Consider the following 21,911-nt stretch of genomic DNA (forward strand, 5'->3'; position numbering starts at 1 on the left):
TGCTAGTTTTGTGAGCCATAATAAAAAACCTTATTTCTTTCAGTCGTTTGCTATTGTCGTACTGTCAATAGCAGCATTTATTGGCTTTAAACAGGTTTTGCCAAAAAAGATTTTCACCGAATCAACTACAGTAAACAAAAATGTTGTGGTAGACAGCCTGTTGCTCGAAGCAATTGAGGCTACAGATACCATAGCTGTGGAAACCGATACCATTACCGAAGAGGATATTGTTTTTGAAGAAAAACATGGAGTACAGTTTCCTACAGAAACTTTTGAACAGTATAAGGGATATCAGCACCTGGTGCCTTTGTTTCAAAAATTATTTGAACTGGAAACCACTGGTGAAGGCAAGGTTAGGATAGCCTACTTTGGTGACTCCATGACCGATGGTGATATGATCGTGCAGGATTTCAGGTCTAACCTTCAGGAGAAATTTGGGGGAGAAGGTGTAGGTTTTGTAAACATCACTTCCGAGTCTGCCGCATCAAGATCTTCTGTGGTGCATCAGTTTTCAGGCAACTGGAAAACACAGTCCTATCTAAATGTAAAAAATCCGATAAGGCCTTTTGGGGTTAACGGGCACGTGTTTTTTGTTAAGCACGATACAGTGAATCCGGTATGGATTAAATATAAGGCAGGGGGCTTAAAGCACATGTCTAAACTTAACAGCCCTACGCTTTTCTACGGGCAAAGCGGTAATGAGGAGGCGAGTGTTGCTGTGATAAACGGAAAAGATACCATAGTTAAAAAGCTTAATCCGACAAAAAGATTAAATACCCTTTTACTTTCTTCGGGTGATCTTAAAACGCTTAAGGCCGATTTTATTAAAGCCGATTCAATTCCTTTTTATGGTGTTAATTTTGATAACGGAAGAGGTGTACATGTAGATAATTTCTCTAACAGGGGTAATTCAGGCTTACCTATTTCCATGTTCAATACTAACCTGATGAGGGCCTTTAATGATAAGCTGGGTTACGACCTTATAGTACTGCATTACGGAACCAATGTACTTAACTATGGTTCTTACAACTACAAGTGGTACGAAAGGGGAATGACAAGAGTAATTAATCATCTAAAGGAATGTTTTCCGGGAGTTGCTATTTTAGTAATTTCAACGGCTGATAAGTCAACCAAATATGACCTTGAAATGAAAACCGATTCTGCCGTAGTACCTTTAGCGCAGGCGCAAAAAAGATTCTCAATACAATCTGAAGCTGCTTATGTAAACCTTTATACCCTTATGGGAGGCGATGGCTCTATGGTAAAATGGGTTGAAGAGGTGCCTGCAATGGCAAATAAAGACTATACACACTTTAATTATAAAGGTGCTAAAAAAGTAGCCGACCTGATTTATACACAGGTTATAAATGGCTATGAACAATATAAAAAACTAAGGGCTAAAAGCAAGCCTGTTGAAATAAATGATCCGGAAGAACCGGAGACTGAAAATGATTCCGTAATACTTTATAAAGATTCGCTACATGATTAAAAAGGTATTAGGAATTTTGTTTTGTTTGGCATTTTATGCCAATGCGTCTGCTCAGATAGATTCTGTAGAAGTTGATAAGGATAGTGTTGTGATAGACAGTACAATTATCATTTCAGATAATATTATCACAAATACTTCTGTGCTTGATCCGGTGTTTGAAAAGCTTTTTAAACTGGAGCAGCAAAAAAAAGGGCATATCAATATAGTGCATATAGGAGATTCCCATATTCAGGCCGACCTGTTTTCAGGAAAGGTTAGGGAAGAACTTCAGGCTAAATACGGTAATGCGGGTCCTGGGTTTTCATTTCCTTATAATCTGGCAAAAACAAATGGAGGTTATAAAGTAAAGTTTACTTCTAATGCATCCTGGGAGAGCAGAAGAAATATTTATACTCCCGATGGTACAGAAGTAGGCTTAAGTGCAATAGGATTGACCACCGCCGAAAATTTTGTGCTTGGTCTTGAAGTGCGTGACACTTCCGATTATTTTAATACCATAAAAATTGTAACTCCGCACAATACATCGTTGTTTGATGTGGCTACAAGTTCTAAAACAATAACATTAGAGTCTACAGAGCCTAAAGTTATAGTACATAAGATAAAAAGCGGGGAAGCACTTTCTATAATTGCTGAAAAGTACAATACATCGGTATCGGAAATAAAAAAATATAATGGTTTACGCTCCAATAATATCAGAGCTGGGAAGACTTTAAAAATCCTTACGGGAGAAAAGGTTAAGAAAGAAGTTCAGCGTTCGGAATTTATTCCGCTGGATTTGCAAAAAGACAGTCTGAACAGTTATTATTACAGCAGCGAACGATTATCTAAAATATATTTGTTGCCTAACAAACAGGAAAAGCTATATAATTTAAACGGGGTAATATTAGAAAAGGATGCTCCGGGTATACTGTACCACACAATTGGTGTGAATGGTGCAAAATGTTCTGACTATAATAAGTATCCAATGTTTTTTGAGCAGTTACCTGCTTTAAATCCTGATTTAGTAATTATATCATTAGGTACAAACGAATCGTTTGATAAGCTTACTGCTACAGAATACATTGCCCAGCTTAATATGTTTATTGATAGTGTAAAGGCAGAAAATCCATATGCGTGTGTAATTATTACTACGCCGCCGACATCACTTTTCAAAAAGAAATACCCTAATACATTTGTTGGAGACTATACAAGGAATATCCTGATGCAGGAAACAGAAAAGGGTTATGCAACCTGGAATATGTTTGCTGTTTTAGGAGGGCTTTTTAGTGTAAACGAAAACGCCAAGAAAGGATTAATGTCTTCCGACAGGATACACTATTCAAGAGAAGGTTATAAGCAACAGGGAGAACAGTTTACAGAAGCATTTTTAAATGCATACAATAATTTTAAATTAAACAGGCAATAATGCAGTTTTCAGATTTAATTCCGCACTTATCGTGGCAGGATGTATTGGGTTGGTTTGCATATAACCCAAATGAGCCTTTACTTTTCAATTCGGGAAGGTTCTTAAAGCTGTTTGTTGTTTTTTATGCCATATATATTCTTTTAAGGAAAACATTTCACCTAAGGATATTCTATGTTATCTGTTTTTCGCTGTATTTCTATCAGCAGTCTAGCGGTATGTATTTTCTACTGCTGTTGTTTACTTCGGTGCTGGATTATACTCTCAGTTACTTTTTGTATAGGGAAACTAATGTATTAAAGAGAAAACTTTATGTTTGGTTTAGTGTAGTGGTTAACCTGACCTTTTTAGGGTATTTTAAATACACCAACTTCCTTATAGGTAATTATAACGATTTGTTTGGCGGTACTTTCTCATTCCATGATATTATATTGCCGGTAGGTATATCGTTCTATACGTTCCAGTCCATAAGTTATACCATAGAGATATACAGAAAAGAGATTACCCCGGCTAAGAGCTTTCCGGATTATCTTTTCTTCGTTTCATTTTTCCCGCAATTAGTGGCGGGCCCTATTGTAAGGGCTAAGGATTTTATCCCTAAGATTTATGAGAAGCTAAATGTAACCAAGGAGGAGGTTAACTATGGATTATTCCTTATTATTGGCGGGCTTATAAAGAAGACTGTAATCTCAGATTACATTTCAATAAACTTTGTAGACCGTGTTTTTGACTCGCCAAACAGCTATACGGCTTTTGAAAACCTGATGGCTTCTTATGGGTATACCATTCAGATCTATTGTGATTTCTCGGGTTATTCTGATATGGCAATAGGTATAGCATTGTTATTGGGTTTTGAGCTGCCTCCTAACTTCAGGACTCCATATAAGTCGGGTTCAATTACCGAGTTTTGGAGAAGATGGCACATATCGCTTTCTACCTGGTTAAAAGACTTTTTATATATCTCGGTAGGAGGTAACAGATACGGTTCTATTGCCGGTTTTCTTTTTCCGTCGCTGTTTTTCTTCGGGCTTATAATATGGGGTGTTACTTATGGGCCCACAAGTTATATTCCGTTTATAATTGGTTTAGGTTCTACCTTACTGTTCATACTTACATTTGCGCTTTCTAAAAATAAGGAGAAGACAATGTATACCAACGCAAACCTTATGACGACAATGTTGTTGGGCGGTTTATGGCATGGCGCCAGTCTCAGGTTTATTATCTGGGGCGCGTTACATGGTATGGGATTAGCTATTCATAAACTTTTTCAGGAATTTTTTCCTGATAAAAAGAATGTGAAGTTAAATTTTGGTTCTGCCTTATGGAAAATATTTTCGGTAGTACTAACATTTCATTTCGTCGCATTTTGCTGGATTTTCTTTAGGGCCAAAGACTTTAACACTGCTCTCGATGTAATTAAAAACATAGGTGATGTAACATTTAACCCCGAACAATGGTATACGATTATATTAGGATATAAAAATGTATTTGCCTTAATGTTAGTGGGTTATGTTTGGCATTTCCTTCCTGAAAAATTTACAGAGTTTATGAAGCAGGCGTTTTATAAAACTCCGCTGATTCTTAAAGGTATAATGTTAGGATTGGTTTACTGGCTGGTTTATGCGGCTGCCTCAGCAGGTCCACAACCGTTTATTTACTTCCAATTCTAAATATTTTTCATTCTAAGGTTAAGTTAGTTAGGTTTTAATGCAAAAAATTTATTAAATTTCGCGTTTTAACACTAGCTTTACTGAGAATTATGAGAAAAAAACTACCATTTTTAACCTTTTTATGTCTTGCCTTTTTTAGCAGCTTAATTGTTTCTGCTCAGGAAGAACCTTACACTCTACAAGTGTTTAACCAGGCAGTATACTACGGTATGTATGAAGCTACCGTAGACGAACCGGTACCTACAGACGCTATAAGAAACAGCAACTCTTCATATGGTAAAATGCTTACGGAGGAACAACTTGCTTCTTTTGGTAACAGGCTTACTATGAGAGTTACCCTTAATCCTCTTTGTGATAATTATGACAGGATAGGTAATGTTAACCTTGCTTTTGTGCCTAAGGGACAAACTACTTATGTGTATAATGAAGTACAAAGAATTGAACTTGGTCGCTTTATAACTCCTTTTATGGATAAAAACAACACATCTGTTCAGGAAGTACCTTATGAGTGGCAAATTGATAATGTAACTCAGATATTTCATGATGAGAACATAACATCAGAATTTGACCTATGGGTTGAACTTGAGGTTTATGGTTATCAGGGTGGTCCCGGCCAGGGTGGAGCTGCTGTTGAAATACCAGGATGTGCTAACAGAAATGATGTTTATCAGGGTAGCCTTGAGTTTATTTCTACAGAAGACCCATTAATAACAAATGGAGATGATAATACATTTATTCCGCTTTCATTTAAATATGAGCTTAAAAACTACACTTTAGACGGAACTGATGTTTTAGGTGAAACGGTTAGGACAATTAACTTTACTCTTGAAGAAGATGTTCCTAATGCCAAGTTTTACCTTATAACTTCTAATCACGGATCAAATTCGGGAGGAGAAGAGTATATCAGAAGACAGCATTATGTTTATCTTGATGGTGAGCAGGTGTTTACTTATAAGCCTGGAGGTCTATCATGTGTTCCTTTCTTTAACTACAATACTCAGCCTAGCTGTATATATTATGACTGTTCACAAAATCCATCTCCTCCAAGGCCTGATACTAACGCAGCTTGGTCATGGAATAACTGGTGCCCGGGAGATAAAATTCCTATCAGGGTTATTGAATTAGGAACTCTTGAGGCTGGTGAGCACTCGTTTAAAATAGATGTTCCTGCTGCTCAGTTTGCCGGAGGACAGGGATACTTCCCTATGTCTGTTTATCTTCAGGGATTCTCACAAACTTTAGGGGTAGAGGATTTTAATACAACTGCATTTACATTATTCCCTAACCCGGTTGTTGATATTGCCGAAATACAAACTGTAGACGGTAGCAGCATAAGAAATGTTACTGTAGTTAACACACTTGGACAGATTGTTTATTCAGGTACAAGTGAGAAAGTTAACCTATCTCAGCTTCAAAGCGGAGTTTACATTGTTAATGTAAGGTTTGATGATAACAGGACAGCAACTCAAAAACTTATAAAGAACTAAAATTGCCAGATGATAGTTTTTAAAAAGCCCACTTTAAGTGGGCTTTTTTTATTTAGAACTTGAGTCTTATCATGGCATTTGGTACACGCTCTACAGAGTAGGTGTTTACAACCTCAATTAGGTCGGTGTCATTATTTATCCTGTAGTAGCGGTTAAGGATATTTCTTCTGTTAAGTAAGTTTAATATTGATACACCCATTTGCAGCGTTCCGGTGTTTTTTACTTCTAAAGAATACATGGTAGAGAAATTAACCTCAAAAAAGTTTTCAATATTAGATGAGTTAGGGGATGAGTAACTAATTTCTGGATATCCCGGGGTAATATATACAGGGTCGTTACTTACAGGGATTGTTTCAGGTCGTCCTGTATGCCATTTTGCTCCTAATGCAAACTTCAGTTTTTTCCACTCATAGGTTGCCGCACAGTTTATGGAGTGTTTAACTTCAAGATTGTTAGGGAACTTTGAAGGGTCAAAATCTTTAAAATCATATTTGTTGTTGTTCCATGTATAGCTAAACCATGCATAGAATCCGTGAAATTGTTTCTGTACCAAAAATTCGGTGCCAAAAACCCTATAATTTCCGGTTAGGTTAGTAAACTCAAGCTGATTTTGAAATCCCTGTTCCGGAGTGGTTATGCCCCTTACTTTCTTGTAGAAATTTTCAAGGGATACCTGCCAACTGTCATTTTTATAGTATACCCCGGCAGATATCTGACGGCTTTTCTGTATAGGAATATCTTCTCCATTTGCCATTATCCAGCGTCTTTTTTCTATGCCTAAAAAGTCCTGTTGTACTTCGGCTATCTGTGAGGTGGCCTGGCTCTTAATTTCTCCTAAGGCTTCAAGCTTCCATCTGTTGTTAATGGTGTAGTTAAATTGTAGCCTTGGTTCCAGTAAAAAAGTAGAAAGTCCTGTAAAATAGTTTGCTCTAAGTCCTGCTTTGGCATAAAAATTCTGATCTTCAGGATTGTATTCTGCTTCAGCTATGGCTGCATGAGTTCTTAAAACATTTTTAGTGTCCTTATAAAAATCAGGGGAATTTACCCTGTCGGTATTTTTTATGCCCAGTTCGTTAAACTGATAGCCTGTATTAAGGGTTAATTCCGGTTTTAGAATAGTACTGTTAGAAAGCCTTAAGCCTGTGTCTAAAATGTTATTTTCCTGCTCTACAACCTGATTGTTAAGTAACGCTTCGTTGTTTCCGTTAACGTGATAATAAGAGCTATATAAGGTTACTTCTCCATGATTTGTGTCATTCCATTGGGATTTCCATGTTGCAGATCCTCCCAGGGTTAACTGATTAAGACTGCTGCTGGTAACAACAACTTGTGTTTGTGTAATGGTTCCCTGTGTAAAATCTAGGTTGTTTTTAATACCTATAAAGTCAATAAATAGTTCGCTTTTATCGCTTGTTTTTAAACGATACTGTCCGGTAAAGTCGTAAAAGTAAAATTCCTTATCGCTTTTGTAATTTACGTCATTACTGTTGTTAAGCTCTGTAACAACAGTATTCTGGAAAATCCTTTTGGAGTATTTGCTGTAAGAAGGCAATTCTATAAAATCGGTAAAAGAACGTCTTGCAGACAGTTCAAGGCCTGATTTTTCAGATAGCTTCAATACCGAATAAAAATCGATATTAATCATGTTAGAACCTATACCAAAACTGCTCTCATCAATATCTTTTGAGCGGGAAGAAATATCCACAACGCTGGAAACACTTTCGCCATAAAAGGCGGAGGTACCATTCTTAAAGATTTTTATCTGATGGGGCAGGTTAGGGTTAAATCCGGAAATTAAACCAAAAAAATGACCTGTTTGAAAGAGCCTGATACCATTCCATAAAAACAGGTTTTGATCGTGTGTGCCGCCTCTTACGTTGATGTTGCTCACCGTTTCATCTACACTGCTTATACCGGGTAGCTGTTGCATGGTTTGCAGTACATCGGGCTCGATAAGTCCCGGTAGTATACCAAACTTTTTAGGTTCTATAACAAAGCTTCCGTCTTTCTTTTTAGAGATACCGGTTGTAAGGTAACGATCGGCAACTATTTCAGGTAATGTAGTGGTAAAGACAATTTGCAGTATTATGTTACGGCAGTCATCTTTAAAACTCTTCGCTGTAAATGTTATAGAATTGTAGGAGGCGTGTGAAATCTCCAAATAATCATTGTTGTTTCTGATGATTTTAAAATACCCATTAGAGTCGGTAATTTCTTCCTGCCCTCCGTTAAGATATTTAATTAGTGCGTCTTGTATAGGAGCCTGATTCTCGTCAAGAACATATCCGCATATAAATTCTTCGCTTACAGGTTTATATATGCTTATATAGTTTCCTGCCTGTTTAAAGCTAAGGCCTGTTTCTTTCTTTATGTAAGAGATTTTTTCGGCTAAGTTTTTTTTGCTTTCAGGAGGTACAATCTTTATGGGAGATACATCCTCATTAAGATAGCTGAACTTTACATTATGCTGTTCCTCAATCTGTACCAGTACGGTTTTTAAAGGCAAAAGGTTTTCAGTGTCCTGAGAGTAGGCTGCCCGGACGAAAAAAAAAAATAATGTAAAGAAAAAAAACAGCTTTTGTTTTAATATCATTCTGCCGATAAAATAACGGTGCCCTTACCTGTTTTTTCAGCTTTTAAATGATACTTTTCTGTGAAAAAGCTAAGTGTTGTTTCAAGGTCATTCATAGGCAGGGTACCTTCAAATTTGCTTTTAGCGGAAAAGGATACGTTTTTATCCAGCTGAATTGAAACTGCAAAATGCCTTTCGATCTCTTTAATTACGTTTTCAGGTTTTTCGGCTGTAAAAGTAATTTCATTATTAATCCATCCCGGCTGTGCAGCTTTGGTTTCAGGGATTTCAATTTCCTCTCCTTCCTCAAAGGTAACACTTTCACCCGGAGTAAGGAATACTTCCTCTGTTTTATAAGTAACTTTAACCTTACCCTCAAAGCAGGTAACGTCAAAACGATTATCTCTGGCTTTTACATTAAACTGTGTACCTACTACAGTAACAGTTCCAAGCGGGGTGTTTACATCAAAAGTTTTTCCTTTTGCAACTTTAAAAAAGGCTTCGCCCTTAAGTTCAACACTACGTTTCTTATTCCAGTTCCATGATTTATATTCAGCTTCAGAGTCTGAATTAAGTACAACTTTAGAGTTGTCAGGAAGTAAAAATTCTGTTTTTTCACCAGCTGCTGCTATTTCTGTAGTAGTGTGGTTTGTATTGTAAAAGAAAGTAAAACAAAGTGCTATTATTAAAACTGCAGCAATGCGAACAAGCCATGGCCTGTGCAGGCGTATAACTTTAGGTTCGGCAGCTTTAGCTTTGTTGTTTCTGTTTGCTGTTATATTGTTATAAATAGCATCTGTATCTGTCTCCGGTGCTTCCAGCTGAGCAGAATAATCGGCTATCTTTTTGTAAGTTTCAAATTCCGGCAATGATTCAAATTCCCTTAGCTCCTTTTCATCCATCTCTCCGGCAAGCCACTTCGCTAATTTATTATCGTCTTTCATTGTTTTGTTCGTTTCTTTGCTTTATAAACAGTTATTATTCAAAATACCCTACCTGAAATTGTCAATTTCTTTTCTAAGCTCAACTAAGGCTCCGTGAATTCTTTTTTCCACAGCCTTAACGCTTATGTCTAGCATTTCGGCAATTTCATAATATTTCTTTCCGTCAATACGATGAAGGAGGAATGCGGTTCTTTGTGCTTCCGATAGTTTTGCTATGGCATTTTGCAGTTTTACCTTAAACTGATTCTCTTCCATAATAAATTCCGGACTTTCTGATGACGAGTTGGAACCATTATGCTTTTTTGCATATTCCAAAACCACTTTTTGGTGAGCTATTTGGTTTAAGGTAGTATTATTGGCAACGGTGTAAATAAACGACTTGGCTTTTTCTACAGGTACATTGGCACAGTTTTCCCAAAGCTTTATAAAAGCTTCCTGGGTTACGTCTTCTGCCTGCTCTTCATTGCCAAACTTGTAAAACAGGTAGTTTTTTAATGTTTTTACGTGGGCTTTAAAGAAACTGGAAAACAGAAGTTCTTCGCAGATATTATTATTGGAGTTGTTTTTCATTTTCGGAGTACAATGTCTTTGTGAAATTATAAAAAAAAAGCAAACCAGGTAGGGAATTTTGTCCTTTAACTGTTTTACTATCCGAAAACGGTAATAACATTTATGAAGCTCGACAAAGCAAAAATATATATTTTTTTTATTCTCATAACATTATTTCTGTTTTCCTGTCAAAGTGAGGAAAATGTTGTTTTGCAGGATGATACCGAGAATCTTATTTCAGGTTCGCAATTGGTAGATAAAATGCTGCAGTTAACACAAAATCCGGTATGGGCAGATAATATAATTGACAGTACTGATTGTTTTTCGGTAAAGCTTCCTGTAAATGTTCTGGTTAACGGGCAGGAATTGCACATTGCCGAGATTTCTGATTTTATTTCGGTTGAGGATATTTTCAACGAATCACAACAGGATGTAGACATGGTGCAGGTTGAATTGCCTGCAACTGTTGTTTATGCAGACTATACCCAAAGCCAGATTTTAACACAGGAAGATTGGGATTTAGCGTCAGAGTGCGTTAATACTGCTTCTACAGGCTTAAAGTGTTTGCGTTTTGTTTATCCGTTGTCGGTAAATATCTATGACACAATTTATCAGGTTGCTGATGTACAGGTAATGGATGATGATATGGAATTTTATGGGTTTTTGAATAATCTTAATGAAAATGTCCTGTCTGCTATTGCTTATCCTGTTGTTGTGGTTAAACCAGATGGTGAAGAAGTGGACTGTAATAATAATAATGAACTATTGAGTGTATTAAGTATGTTTTATGAATGTGACTAATAATTATATCTGAATAATTTGGTATTTTTATAAGAAACACGCAAACAATAACTTAAACTACTTAATTATGAAAAAACACGTTCTTAAATTAATGTTGGCATGCACTTTGATAATATCTGCAGCAGCATGTAGTTCTGATGATGATAACTCATCTGTGAACAATGATTTGTCTGAAATTATTAGTATGGCACAGTCCGGCTCATGGAAGATATCTTCTTATGTAGATTCAGGTAACGATGAGACGAACCATTTTACAGGGTATAATTTTACTTTTGGAAGCGGGGGAGTACTTACTGCAACAAACGGAGATGCTACTTATACCGGAACATGGTCGGTTACTAATGATGATGACAGTAATGATGATAACCCAAGCGGTGATGTAGATTTTAATATTGCATTTACCTCTCCGGCTGATTTTGCCGATCTTACAGATGACTGGCATATTGTGCAGGTTACCGCTACAACCATAAGCCTTATAGATGTAAGCGGAGGTAACGGAGGAACAGATACTTTGGTGTTTGTTAAGAACAATTAAAACAATTTCCTTTTGCAACGATGTTGTGGAGGAATAACAATAGATGAAAAAGAAAACTACTTATTTCTTGGATAAACAGGAAGCGAAAATTTTTGAATTGCTATGAAGATCTAAAGCTTACGTTTATCGATTAAAAAACCAGTCTTTTACAGACTGGTTTTTTTTATGAAAAATATTAATAAACAGGGTAGGGTATAAATCAATATAACTGTTTTACTATCAAACCGATTAACAGATGCAATAAATTAATCGTAAAGTTTGTGTTTTTTTTTAATATTCAAGTTTTTTCCTCAAGAAAACCGGTTTCTCATAAAGACCGGTTTTTTTATGCCTGTAAATCTGTAACTTCAAAATCAAATTCTTAAATTTGCACCTCATAAAACAGAACCGTAAATTATGTTTGATAATTTAAGCGATAAATTAGATAAAGCCTTTCATATCTTAAAAGGGCACGGAAAGATTACTGAAGTAAACGTAGCAGATACCCTTAAAGAAGTAAGAAGGGCATTACTTGATGCCGACGTTAACTTTAAGATAGCTAAAGATTTTACCACTAAGGTTAAGGAAAAAGCTATTGGTGAAAATGTATTGACTACATTACAGCCGGGCCAGTTAATGGTTAAGCTTGTTAAAGATGAGCTTACCGAATTAATGGGTGGCGATGTAGCAGGGGTAAACCTTTCAGGTAATCCGTCAATTATATTAATGTCAGGTTTACAGGGTTCGGGTAAAACCACTTTTTCCGGTAAACTTGCCAATTTCCTTAAAACTAAAAAGAATAAAAAACCTTTACTTGTAGCGTGTGATATTTACCGTCCTGCGGCTATCAATCAGCTTCATGTAGTAGGTGAACAGATAGGTGTAGAGGTATACTCTGAAGAAGGAAACAAAAATCCGGTTGAAATTGCTCAAAATGCTATTAAGCATGCTAAGGCAAACGGATTTAATGTTGTAATTGTCGATACTGCCGGTCGTCTTGCTGTAGATGAGGAGATGATGAACGAGATAGCAAATGTTCATAAGGCTATAGAGCCGCATGAAACGCTATTTGTTGTAGATTCCATGACTGGACAGGATGCTGTAAATACAGCTAAGGCTTTTAACGACAGATTAAACTTTGACGGTGTTATACTAACCAAACTGGATGGTGATACCCGTGGTGGTGCCGCTATTTCAATCAAATCGGTAGTTAACAAGCCAATCAAGTTTATAGGTACGGGTGAGAAGATGGAAGCGATTGATGTTTTCTATCCTTCACGTATGGCCGACCGTATTCTTGGTATGGGAGACGTTGTGTCGTTAGTAGAAAGGGCACAGGAGCAGTATGATGAGGAAGAGGCAAGAAAGCTTCAGAAAAAAATCGCTAAAAACGAATTTGGTTTTGACGATTTCCTTTCTCAAATACAGCAGGTAAAGAAAATGGGTAACATGAAAGACCTTATAGGTATGATACCCGGTGCAGGTAAAGCACTTAAAGATGTGGAAATTGAAGATGATGCCTTTAAGCACATCGAAGCTATTATACATTCTATGACTCCGGGCGAAAGAAGCAAGCCTTCCGTTCTTGATGCTAAAAGAAAGAACAGGATTGCAAAAGGTTCGGGTACGTCCATACAACAGGTTAACCAACTGCTTAAGCAGTTTGACCAAATGAGCAAAATGATGAAGATGATGCAGGGTGGTGCAGGAAAGAACATGATGCGAATGATGGGCGGAATGAAAGGTATGAGGCCATAAGAAAACTGTAGAGGCGCGGGTAACCGCGTCTTTTTTAATAATAATTAATAGATATAACATGCAGTTATTAGACGGGAAAAAAGTTTCTGAAGACATTAAGAATGAAATTGCCGCTGAGGTAAAAAAAATGAAGGACAATGGTGAAAAAGTACCTCACCTTGCAGCGGTTATTGTTGGTAACGACGGAGCGAGCCTTACTTACGTAGCTAGTAAAGTAAAATCATGCGAGCGCGTTGGGTTTGAGTCTACACTTATTAAGCTGCCAAGCACTATTTCTGAAACTGAGCTTTTAAAGAAAATTGAAGAGCTTAATCAGGATGATAATATAGATGGATTTATAGTTCAGCTTCCTTTACCGGAACAGATTGACGACCAAAAAGTACTTATGGCTATAGATCCAAGTAAGGATGTGGATGGTTTCCACCCTGAGAACTTTGGTAAAATGGCTTTGGATATGACTACTTTTATTCCGGCTACTCCATTTGGTATTCTTGAGCTTTTAGAGCGTTATAATGTGCAAACTGCAGGTAAGCACACTGTAGTTATAGGCCGTAGTCACATTGTGGGAAGGCCAATGAGTATTCTTATGGGACGTAAAGGTTTTCCTGGTAACTCTACAGTAACACTAACACACAGTCATACTAAAAACATCAGCCAGATTACTACACAGGCAGATATTATTATAACGGCTTTAGGTGTGCCTAACTACCTTAAAGCAGAGATGGTAAAAGATGATGCGGTTATTATTGACGTGGGTATTACACGTGTACCGGATGAAACTAACGAAAAAGGTTATAAGATTACAGGTGACGTAGACTTTGCTAATGTTAGCAAAAAAGCATCTTACATTACTCCGGTTCCTGGTGGTGTGGGGCCTATGACAATTGCAATGCTTCTTAAAAACACATTACTTGCCAGAGAGCAAAGAGCTTTAAGAGGTCAATAATTAGAATATAGTATTTTATATAAATAAAAAAGGCTGCTAATATTATTAGCAGCCTTTTTGCTTACGGAAAAAAACTATCATTAGTCAATTTTAAGCACTTTTACCTGCTTAGAATTATTACCGGAATGCACAGTTAGGAAATAAGCACCTGCCGAAAGATCGCTCATGTTTATTTCTGCCTGTTCTGCATTTATGTTTTGTTGTAATACAAGTTGTCCTGTAATATTGTACACCTCTACAGTATCAATTACATTAGTATTGCTTACAGTAATGTTATTTCTTGTTGGGTTAGGGTAGTACGCAAAACCTTTAAAGTTATTCTCGTCAATGCCTAACTCCTCTTCTGTAGTAAAGCTTACCATCACCCAGTCGCTCCATATTGGTCCGCACTGTGTTCTTACAAATGCATAGTATGTAGTTTCCGGTTCAAGTTCACTAAAATTGGTAGTAAAGTTTCCTTCCTGAGTACCTTCTGCCGGAGGAGTTTCAGTATTACCTATTGCATATTGGTAAACGTTAGGCTCTGAATTACCTTCTGTAGTACCTTCCCAAGTTAGTGTAGCTGATGAGTCTGTAATATCAGATACCTGTAAATCTGCAGGTACACCACATGAGCTTTCTTCAATGCTAAAGTTGTCTACATAGATACTTCCCTGTCCGCCTTCGCTTTGTGCGTGGAAACCAATATAGTATACTCCATCTTCCTGAACTGTAATGTAGTTTACTTCATTTGTAGCTGGTGCAGCACCGCTAACAGAATGGTTTCCTAATACACCTCCTTGTGATGCTGTAACTGGATCTGGGTTCGTAGTTAAAGTAACTTTAAGAGTTTCTGTAAATTCACTGCTGTCGTTACCGTAAGTATACTCTACCTTATAACGAGTGCCTGCTGTAAGTTCTATTCCCTGAGTAAAATACCATGAGTCAGCGTTAGCTTCAGTACCTGTATATTGTAGTGTATTGGTTTCAAAGCCGCTTCCCGGATTGTTTGCAGTACTCCACATATTACCGCTGTTTGTTGCTAATGAATTACATGCAGGTATAGCAGGAGCGGTAGCAGATTCAAAATCCTGATAGTAAGGAACAGTTGCTGTTTCTGTACATGGTGTGGTGAAAACAATTGCTTGTGTCCATTCACCCTGTACAGGCCCGCAAAATGTTCTTAGAAACACATAGTACGTTGTGTCTGGTTCAAGCTCATCAAAAGTGATGTCAAGCTCGGTTGTCATTACCATATCCTCTTCAGACGGAGTGCTGCTGGTGCCATAGGTATAGAAATATCCCATTGCAGTTCCTCCCTCTGCAGGAGACCATTCTATAGTGGCACTGTCTGATGATAGAGAAGTAATGTTTGGATTCTCAGGTAATTCGCAAGTCCATTCAGAGATTGTTATATCGTCTATATATAAACTGCCTTGTGAAGCGTCGCTTGTAGCTTGGATACCAAAATAGTATACACCTGCAGCCGGGCTGAAAGGAGGTGATATAAACTGATGTTCTTCACCATCGTTAATTGCAGTTTCACTTGTTATTGTAGTTGTCCATGCTTCAGGGTCAGATGTAGTACCAAATTTAAGATTGAAGCTTTCAGTTGTGGTATCACTATTATTTCTGTATCTAAAAGTTATTTTATAGTACGTTTCAGTTTCCAGTTCTACAGGAGCGGTTACAAATACTGCATTGGCAGCTTCTGTAGCAGCACTATAGGTTAGTGTATTAGTGTCAAAGCCGTTACCTGGATTGTTTGTTGTAGTCCAGTTGTTTCCTGCTCCTAAGTTAAAGGCTGCTGTACATTCCGGGAAATCGGGAGCATCTACCGATTCAAAATCTATTGTGTATGGCAGGGCTACCGGTAAACAAGAAGTGCTGAATTCAATAACTTCCCACTCGCTGTTTACATCGCCACACACACTTTTTACAAAAGCATAGTACGTTGTATTAGCTTCCAGTTCGGTAAGATCCTGAGATAACTCTGTAATAGTTTCTGGAGAGTCAGGCGGGGTGTTTGTGGTAGAGTATCCAAAATAGTACCCTGTAGATGACACATTCCCTTCTGTTGCTTCTTCCCATGATATTGTTGCGCTGTTAAAAGTAACAGCACTAGCCATAGCATTTTCAGGAGCACCACAAACAGTTTGCTGTATTGAAAAATCATCTACATACAGTTCGCCCTGATTTGCTTCACTTACAGCACGGAAACCTATATAATATGTGCCGGTTTCTTCTACAGTAAAGAAGTGGTCATGTGTGTGTGGTATGGCATCATCTACGATTGCTGCATATAATGGCATTGCATCTTCAGCAGTAGGTGAAAGCCCATAAGTAAGCATAATATTTTCAGCAGTCTCGGTACTGTTATTACCATACCTAAACGATATTTTATAATTCGTTCCGGCTTCAAGCGCTATACCTTGTGTAAATAAAAAGCTGTTGGCAATAGCATTGCTTGATATGTACCTTAATGTGCCGCTTTCAAAACCAAATCCCGGATTTGTAGCCGTTTTCCAATGAGGGGTTGCGGGAGCTACCGCTGTTGTACATTCAGGAATTAAACTTGCTGTAACAGTTTCAAAGTCCAAAGTGTATGGAGGCTGTACAGCCGGACACGATGTGGTAGTAAAGGTCACCCCGGTAGTCCAGTCACTCCATGCACCTGAACAAAATGACCTCACATAAGCGGTGTAAGTAGTGCCCGGTAATAGCGGATAATAGCTTGCTAGGCTTGTTGTAACTGTAGTAGCACCATCAATAGCTTCTGCTGTGCCTTCAACAAAAGAGGTTTGGTAAAACTGTACTTCGCTCCCGGTTGAAACGGCATCCCAACTCAGTAGGGCGCTGTTAGACGTGATTTCTGTTACTGCTGCATTGGCAGGTGCATTACATTGTGCATTTGTAAATACTCCAAGCAACAAAAAAGGAATCAAAAGAATAATTTTTTTCATGATCAATTTTTGTAATAGTTAATAGTTTGTAGTTTGAAATTTCCCCGACACCTAAAAAGTGTGACAGAAAAACCAGGTACAACATTAACGAAAAATCAATCTTTTTTTAGTTAACTTATTGATATTGTGTTGTGTAAAAAAGCGACAATGGTATTGACAAAAAGTGACAGATTGTTTTTATATTGTTGATAATGTGTTTGTTATGTTAATTTATCGATATCTTTTTTTATTATTACCGAAAACGTTTTCTAATTTTAAATAAAAAGCATAAATATATATTTTTGTGTAATAAAATGACAGAAAATAAAGTTCTTGCATGCTGTTTTTTGTTAAAAAAACAGAAAAATAAAAAAGAGCTTAATTTCTTAAGCTCTTTTTATAAGGTTTTTGTTATTAAAAATCTGTTGAACGGCTCAGGCTCTCCCATTCCTTTATTTCCTGACTAAGCTGTTCTATTTTAGCTTGTGCCATACTTACTGAGTCACTTCCAAGGTATAAGTATAAAGGAGGGGTTTCAGCCTCAGATGCTTTAATCATTGCTGTCACACCTTTAACCGGGTCGCCTTGCTGGTTACCGTTTATGGTGTTTTGATGCATTGCCTGAGAGTCTCTGGTAGATTTGTACTCTTCCATTGGGTTTTGGGTAATTGCAAGAGAGTCTGAATTTAGGAAATTTGTCCTGAAATAACCGGGTAATACCAATGTTACATTTACATTGAAGGCTTTAGCCTCTGCAGCAAGCGCCTCGGTAAAACCAGCCATTGCAAATTTTGTAGCGCAGTATATACCAAACCCCGGGAAGTTACCTACAAAACCGCCAATAGACGAAATGTTGAATATGTGTCCTGACTGTTGTTTTCGCAGGTAAGGCATTACTTTACGTATTATGTTAAGCGTGCCAAAAACATTTACTTCAAAGTTTTGGCGTGCTTCTGCGTCGGTTAGTTCTTCCAGGCTGCCCAGTAAGCCATATCCGGCATTGTTTACCACATTGTCAATATGTCCAAATTTTTCTATTGTAGCGTTGATAGCTTTTTCTACACTTTCTTCGCTGCTTAAATTAACTTCAAGAGGAAGGAAATTGTCATGTTTGCCTGCAGCTGTTTCCAGTTGTGCAATGCTTCTTGATGTTGCGGCTACATAATTGCCTTTCTCTAAAAGCTGTTTAACAAACTCAAGGCCCAAGCCTTTACTTGCTCCGGTAATAAACCATACTTTTTTTGTATCCATTGTTTTTTGAAATTAAAAATCGGTTGATGTTGTAATATCTTTTGATATGCCGATCTGGTTAGTTAAATCTTCAATTTTAGTTTTAGCCCTTTTATAGGCATCAGATCCGATAAGGAGAAAAACAGGAGGTTCGGGATTAAATCCTGTTTCAATTATTACAGCCGAACCTTTTTCAGGGTCTCCCCTGTTGGTGTCCGTCTTTTGCTTTAAAAATGGAGTGTGTTTCTCTTATCGCAGTATAATCAGGAATTACATTTTCTGATAGGAAAAGTGATTCATCTGTAAGGAAACTGGTCCTGAAAGCTCCCGGCAGTACAACAGTAGCTTTAATTCCTAATTCCTTTACGTCCTGTGCTAAGGCTTCGGTTAATCCGGTTACCGCAAATTTTGTTGCTGCATAAGCTGTCCAGCCTATGCCGGGTGCGAAACCTGCAATAGAGGAGATGTTGATAATGTGACCTGATTTTTGCTTACGCATGTACGGTAATACATTGCGTATGGTATTGATGGTGCCAAAGACATTAACATCGAAACTGTCTCTTACTTCTTTATCATTTAGTTCTTCAAGGCTGCCACCTATACCATAGCCTGCATTGTTTATAAGTACGTCTATAGATGAGAAAACATCATTAGTTTCCTTAATAGCAGCATTTACACTTTTATTATCGGCAAGGTTAACTTCCAGTGGTAGAAAGTTGTTTCCGGTAAAGTTAACCGCTTCAATCAGGGCTTCTTTGTTTCTGGAAGTGGCTGCAACTTTTTGGTTTAGTTTTAAAAGCTGCTTTACAATAGAGAGGCCAAGTCCCTTAGATGCTCCGGTTACAAACCATACCTTTTGTTCTTTTTTGCTTTCCATAATTTTTGTTTTTAATTATGGTACAAAGTTCGGTAAGGTTTAGTGTTTGGTAATTGCTTGAGTCAAACCGATAATTGCAAAAATCAAACATTTCTGTAAGTAGAAGGTGTTTGGGTAGTTTGTTTCTTGAAAAAGTTATTAAAATGCGATGGTTCCTCAAAGCCAAGGCTGTTGCTTATCTCGGCTATATTCCAGTCGGTATGTCTTAAAAGAGCTTTTGCTTCGGCAAGTACTCTTTCACTGATGAGTGAGGTTGTGGTTTTGCCTGTAGTTTGCTTTATGGCACGGTTAAGATGGTTTACGTGAATGGAAAGGTTCTGGGCAAAATCATTAGCGGAGCGCATGTTAAAACGCTGAACCGGATTTTCTATTGGGAATTGTCTTTCCAGTAATTCGTTGAATATGGAAGTTATCCTTGAATTGGCATTAGGGTGCGTGTATAGGTTTTCAGCAGGCTCGGTTTTTAACGCCAGGTGAATAAGTTCGTTAAGGTAGCCTCTTAGTAAATCATACTTAAATGTATAGTCTGATGCTATTTCGGTTAGCATCTTTTCAAAAACGGCTGTAATGGCCTCTTCCTGAGTATTTTTTAATATGTAAGACGGTTTGCCTCCCGGGGCAAACATAGGCAGTTCGTTAAGGCTTCCTTTTATTTTCTCTGTAAAGAAAGGTGCTGTGAATATGCAGAAGTAACCTGTAGGGTCCTCACTTAATGATTCCCACGTATAAGGTACCTGAGGATTGAAAAATACAAGCGAAGTTCCGTCTACCTCTAAGCTTTTATCAGCATAGTGGTATCGGTTGTGCCCTTTTATAAAAGTTATTTTGTAATAGTCCCTACGGGCATAGCGTACCTGTTTACCCGGTTGAAGGCAGTCTTCCAGCCTGAAAACATTAAAGTGGCCTACATCGTCGTTAAGGTTTTGAGGTACCTCTTTTCTTTTTTGTTCGTAAAACTGGGTTAAAGATTCTGATTCCATAATAGGGCTTATTGCAAAATTCAACCAAAGATACGAAATAATGCAATAGCCATATAAATCTTATTTTCTTTTCCTGAAGTTGTCCCTGTTCCTGTTATTTCCGGAATTATTAGGTTTAGGTCTACTGCTGCTGTTAAATGGCCTTTTTACTTCAGGTTTCGGTAAGCTTGCCTCTTCTGTTTTACTCGAAGGTTCAATTAGCTTATTAAGCTCTTTAATTTCGGAGGGAGTAAGTTCACGATATCTTCCCACAGGAACATCCAGCGAAATGTTGATAATACGGATACGCTTAAGCGCTGTTACCTCATAGCCTAAAAATTCGCACATACGCCTGATTTGCCTGTTAAGCCCCTGGGTAAGTACTATCCTGAAAATGTATTTGCTTATCTGTTCAACCTTACATTTTCGGGTGATAGTGTCCAGTATAGGTACTCCATTGCTCATTCGCTGAATAAAACGATCGGTTATGGGTTTGTTTACAGTAACCACATATTCTTTTTCGTGATTGTTTCTGGCTCTGAGAATCTTGTTTACTATATCGCCGTCATCAGTCATGAAAATAAGCCCTTCACTTGCTTTGTCAAGTCGTCCGATGGGAAATATGCGGGTAGGATAATTGATAAAGTCGACTATGTTGTTTTTTACCTCCGGATTGGTGGTACATTCAATACCTACAGGTTTGTTGAAAGCAAGGTATATGTTTTTACCTCTTTTTTCGGTAATAAGCTTTCCGTCTATACGTACTTCGTCGTCCTGGCTCACTTTAGTTCCCATTTCCGGAACTACTCCGTTTATGGTTACACGTCCTTCCTCGATTAGTTTGTCGGCTTCCCTACGGGAACAATAGCCGGTTTCCGAAATAAATTTATTTAAACGTTTAAGCTCTTCCATTGTGCAAAGATAAGGTTTATTCTATGCTTATTTCTCAAAAAGGAAAGTGTAGATTTTTTTATACAGCTCGTCGTCATGCATGCTGTGGCCTAAACCTTTTGTTACAACAAATTCGACATTAGGCCATGCTTCGGCAATTTTTTTTCCTTCTTTAAATGATACAACTTCGTCTTTTACATCATGCGCAACAAAACCTTTTACCTTTATTTGAGAGGCAAATATACTCCCTGAAAATTCGTCGGTTTTTATTCTGAAGTGTTTAAAGAAATGCTTTTTAAGTAGCTGGATTACATTAAGGTTCAGGCTTAACATACCTGCATAGTTTTTAAGCAATGTGTTTAGGTCGCTTGGTGCTCCCAGTATTACCATTTTTTCTATGTTGTCGTTAGGGTAATAAAACTGATAGTGCAGGGCAGTGGCACCGCCCATTGAGTGGCCTACCATGTATTGTGGCTCAAGTTTTTTTACCACGATGTCTAAAAACTCTGAGTAACGAGGTACACTAAACTCATGTCCGGAAGAAAGTCCGTGTGCAGGAGCATCAACTGCTATAATGGTGCATCCGGCCTTTTTAAGGTAGGGGATAAAAAGTTCCCAGCGTGAGGCATTGCTTTCCCAGCCATGTACCAGTAATACTTTAGTGTGGTTGCCTTTCCATACATAAGTCTGGAAAATGAAATTATCATGGGTGATAATTTCGGCTTCGGCTTCTTTTAAAATATCGGGAAGGCTTTCTTTAGAAAGTCTGCCATCGCGGGGTTCGCTAAAAAATTTATAGGCTAGCCTGCTTGCTTTTTGCGGAGCAATATAACTGAGAATATTTATGTAAAGTCCTATGGATTTTGACAGGAAAAAAGTAATCAGTTTCTGCATGGCGGTT

17 protein-coding genes are annotated in these 21,911 nt (G+C 37.7%); 8 read left to right on the plus strand and 9 right to left on the minus strand.

Going from position 1 to position 21,911, the window contains the following annotated elements; all coding sequences use genetic code 11:
- The first annotated feature begins 10 nt into the window (after positions 1-10).
- The 4 genes from FUA48_RS07925 to FUA48_RS07940 all read left to right on the plus strand — a co-directional run bounded on the left by FUA48_RS07925 (position 11) and on the right by FUA48_RS07940 (position 6,048).
- The gene (locus FUA48_RS07925) at positions 11-1,489 is read left to right on the plus strand and encodes an SGNH/GDSL hydrolase family protein (protein ID WP_240732566.1); all 1,479 of its coding nucleotides are present in this window, start codon (positions 11-13) and stop codon (positions 1,487-1,489) included.
- Entirely contained in the window at positions 1,482-2,894 is a 1,413-nt protein-coding gene (locus FUA48_RS07930; RefSeq protein ID WP_147583024.1) for a LysM peptidoglycan-binding domain-containing protein, read from the plus strand. Before FUA48_RS07925 ends, FUA48_RS07930 begins: the two co-directional genes overlap by 8 nt.
- Complete coding sequence (locus FUA48_RS07935; RefSeq protein ID WP_205729439.1) at positions 2,894-4,561, plus strand: MBOAT family O-acyltransferase; 1,668 nt, start codon at positions 2,894-2,896, stop codon at positions 4,559-4,561. Before FUA48_RS07930 ends, FUA48_RS07935 begins: the two co-directional genes overlap by 1 nt.
- A gap of 89 nt (positions 4,562-4,650) precedes the next feature.
- The gene (locus tag FUA48_RS07940) at positions 4,651-6,048 is read left to right on the plus strand and encodes a peptide-N-glycosidase F-related protein (protein ID WP_168196949.1); all 1,398 of its coding nucleotides are present in this window, start codon (positions 4,651-4,653) and stop codon (positions 6,046-6,048) included.
- Positions 6,049-6,100: 52 nt separating this feature from the next.
- On the opposite strand, the gene FUA48_RS07945 is transcribed toward FUA48_RS07940, so the two are convergent.
- The 3 genes from FUA48_RS07945 to FUA48_RS07955 form a co-directional block, all read right to left on the minus strand.
- Positions 6,101-8,554: a TonB-dependent receptor plug domain-containing protein gene (locus FUA48_RS07945; RefSeq protein ID WP_168196950.1), complete on the minus strand. Its 2,454-nt coding sequence runs from the start codon at positions 8,552-8,554 to the stop codon at positions 6,101-6,103.
- Positions 8,555-8,637: 83 nt separating this feature from the next.
- The gene (locus FUA48_RS07950) at positions 8,638-9,564 is read right to left on the minus strand and encodes a FecR family protein (RefSeq protein WP_147583027.1); all 927 of its coding nucleotides are present in this window, start codon (positions 9,562-9,564) and stop codon (positions 8,638-8,640) included.
- A gap of 48 nt (positions 9,565-9,612) precedes the next feature.
- Positions 9,613-10,134, minus strand: coding sequence for an RNA polymerase sigma factor (locus FUA48_RS07955; protein ID WP_147583028.1), 522 nt, complete (start codon positions 10,132-10,134; stop codon positions 9,613-9,615).
- Between the two features lie 102 nt (positions 10,135-10,236).
- On the opposite strand from FUA48_RS07955, the gene FUA48_RS07960 reads away from it, so the two are divergent.
- The 4 genes from FUA48_RS07960 (at position 10,237) to FUA48_RS07975 (ending at position 14,132) form a co-directional block, all read left to right on the plus strand.
- Positions 10,237-10,914 carry a hypothetical protein gene (locus FUA48_RS07960; RefSeq protein ID WP_147583029.1) on the plus strand — a complete coding sequence of 226 codons (678 nt, stop codon included), beginning with the start codon at positions 10,237-10,239 and terminating at the stop codon, positions 10,912-10,914.
- A gap of 67 nt (positions 10,915-10,981) precedes the next feature.
- Positions 10,982-11,449 (plus strand): hypothetical protein, encoded by a 468-nt coding sequence (locus FUA48_RS07965; protein ID WP_147583030.1) that lies wholly within the window; start codon positions 10,982-10,984, stop codon positions 11,447-11,449.
- A 396-nt stretch (positions 11,450-11,845) separates the two neighbouring features.
- Complete coding sequence (gene ffh / locus FUA48_RS07970; protein ID WP_129749421.1) at positions 11,846-13,186, plus strand: signal recognition particle protein; 1,341 nt, start codon at positions 11,846-11,848, stop codon at positions 13,184-13,186.
- 58 nt (positions 13,187-13,244) lie between these two features.
- Complete coding sequence (locus FUA48_RS07975) at positions 13,245-14,132, plus strand: bifunctional 5,10-methylenetetrahydrofolate dehydrogenase/5,10-methenyltetrahydrofolate cyclohydrolase (RefSeq protein ID WP_147583031.1); 888 nt, start codon at positions 13,245-13,247, stop codon at positions 14,130-14,132.
- A gap of 80 nt (positions 14,133-14,212) precedes the next feature.
- Here the strand turns inward: FUA48_RS07975 and FUA48_RS07980 are convergent, their stop codons facing one another.
- From FUA48_RS07980 to FUA48_RS08005, 6 genes are all read right to left on the minus strand, one after another.
- Positions 14,213-17,074: a fibronectin type III domain-containing protein gene (locus FUA48_RS07980; protein ID WP_147583032.1), complete on the minus strand. Its 2,862-nt coding sequence runs from the start codon at positions 17,072-17,074 to the stop codon at positions 14,213-14,215.
- Between the two features lie 393 nt (positions 17,075-17,467).
- Positions 17,468-18,304, minus strand: a complete 837-nt coding sequence (locus tag FUA48_RS07985; protein ID WP_147583033.1) for an SDR family NAD(P)-dependent oxidoreductase — start codon at positions 18,302-18,304, stop codon at positions 17,468-17,470.
- 172 nt (positions 18,305-18,476) lie between these two features.
- The gene (locus FUA48_RS07990) at positions 18,477-19,160 is read right to left on the minus strand and encodes an SDR family oxidoreductase (RefSeq protein WP_240732568.1); all 684 of its coding nucleotides are present in this window, start codon (positions 19,158-19,160) and stop codon (positions 18,477-18,479) included.
- 83 nt (positions 19,161-19,243) lie between these two features.
- The gene (locus FUA48_RS07995; RefSeq protein ID WP_205729440.1) at positions 19,244-20,140 is read right to left on the minus strand and encodes a helix-turn-helix domain-containing protein; all 897 of its coding nucleotides are present in this window, start codon (positions 20,138-20,140) and stop codon (positions 19,244-19,246) included.
- Between the two features lie 60 nt (positions 20,141-20,200).
- The gene (gene rluF / locus FUA48_RS08000; protein ID WP_147583034.1) at positions 20,201-21,031 is read right to left on the minus strand and encodes a 23S rRNA pseudouridine(2604) synthase RluF; all 831 of its coding nucleotides are present in this window, start codon (positions 21,029-21,031) and stop codon (positions 20,201-20,203) included.
- Between the two features lie 27 nt (positions 21,032-21,058).
- Positions 21,059-21,904, minus strand: coding sequence for an alpha/beta hydrolase (locus FUA48_RS08005; RefSeq protein ID WP_147583035.1), 846 nt, complete (start codon positions 21,902-21,904; stop codon positions 21,059-21,061).
- Positions 21,905-21,911 lie beyond the last annotated feature (7 nt).

The sequence above is a fragment of the Flavobacterium alkalisoli genome (genome assembly GCF_008000935.1).
Taxonomy (GTDB): Bacteria; Bacteroidota; Bacteroidia; order Flavobacteriales; family Flavobacteriaceae; genus Flavobacterium; species Flavobacterium alkalisoli.

What these genes read in the sequence shown, in the direction of transcription:
- FUA48_RS07985 (WP_147583033.1), bottom strand. Translation starts at nt 18,304, where the DNA reads ATGGATACAAAAAAAGTATGGTTTATTACCGGAGCAAGTAAAGGCTTG.
- ffh (WP_129749421.1), top strand. Translation starts at nt 11,846, where the DNA reads ATGTTTGATAATTTAAGCGATAAATTAGATAAAGCCTTTCATATCTTA.
- FUA48_RS07950 (WP_147583027.1), bottom strand. Translation starts at nt 9,564, where the DNA reads ATGAAAGACGATAATAAATTAGCGAAGTGGCTTGCCGGAGAGATGGAT.
- FUA48_RS07960 (WP_147583029.1), top strand. Translation starts at nt 10,237, where the DNA reads ATGAAGCTCGACAAAGCAAAAATATATATTTTTTTTATTCTCATAACA.
- FUA48_RS07940 (WP_168196949.1), top strand. Translation starts at nt 4,651, where the DNA reads ATGAGAAAAAAACTACCATTTTTAACCTTTTTATGTCTTGCCTTTTTT.
- rluF (WP_147583034.1), bottom strand. Translation starts at nt 21,031, where the DNA reads ATGGAAGAGCTTAAACGTTTAAATAAATTTATTTCGGAAACCGGCTAT.
- FUA48_RS07975 (WP_147583031.1), top strand. Translation starts at nt 13,245, where the DNA reads ATGCAGTTATTAGACGGGAAAAAAGTTTCTGAAGACATTAAGAATGAA.
- FUA48_RS07930 (WP_147583024.1), top strand. Translation starts at nt 1,482, where the DNA reads ATGATTAAAAAGGTATTAGGAATTTTGTTTTGTTTGGCATTTTATGCC.
- FUA48_RS07955 (WP_147583028.1), bottom strand. Translation starts at nt 10,134, where the DNA reads ATGAAAAACAACTCCAATAATAATATCTGCGAAGAACTTCTGTTTTCC.
- FUA48_RS08005 (WP_147583035.1), bottom strand. Translation starts at nt 21,904, where the DNA reads ATGCAGAAACTGATTACTTTTTTCCTGTCAAAATCCATAGGACTTTAC.
- FUA48_RS07935 (WP_205729439.1), top strand. Translation starts at nt 2,894, where the DNA reads ATGCAGTTTTCAGATTTAATTCCGCACTTATCGTGGCAGGATGTATTG.
- FUA48_RS07995 (WP_205729440.1), bottom strand. Translation starts at nt 20,140, where the DNA reads ATGGAATCAGAATCTTTAACCCAGTTTTACGAACAAAAAAGAAAAGAG.
- FUA48_RS07980 (WP_147583032.1), bottom strand. Translation starts at nt 17,074, where the DNA reads ATGAAAAAAATTATTCTTTTGATTCCTTTTTTGTTGCTTGGAGTATTT.
- FUA48_RS07990 (WP_240732568.1), bottom strand. Translation starts at nt 19,160, where the DNA reads ATGGAAAGCAAAAAAGAACAAAAGGTATGGTTTGTAACCGGAGCATCT.
- FUA48_RS07965 (WP_147583030.1), top strand. Translation starts at nt 10,982, where the DNA reads ATGAAAAAACACGTTCTTAAATTAATGTTGGCATGCACTTTGATAATA.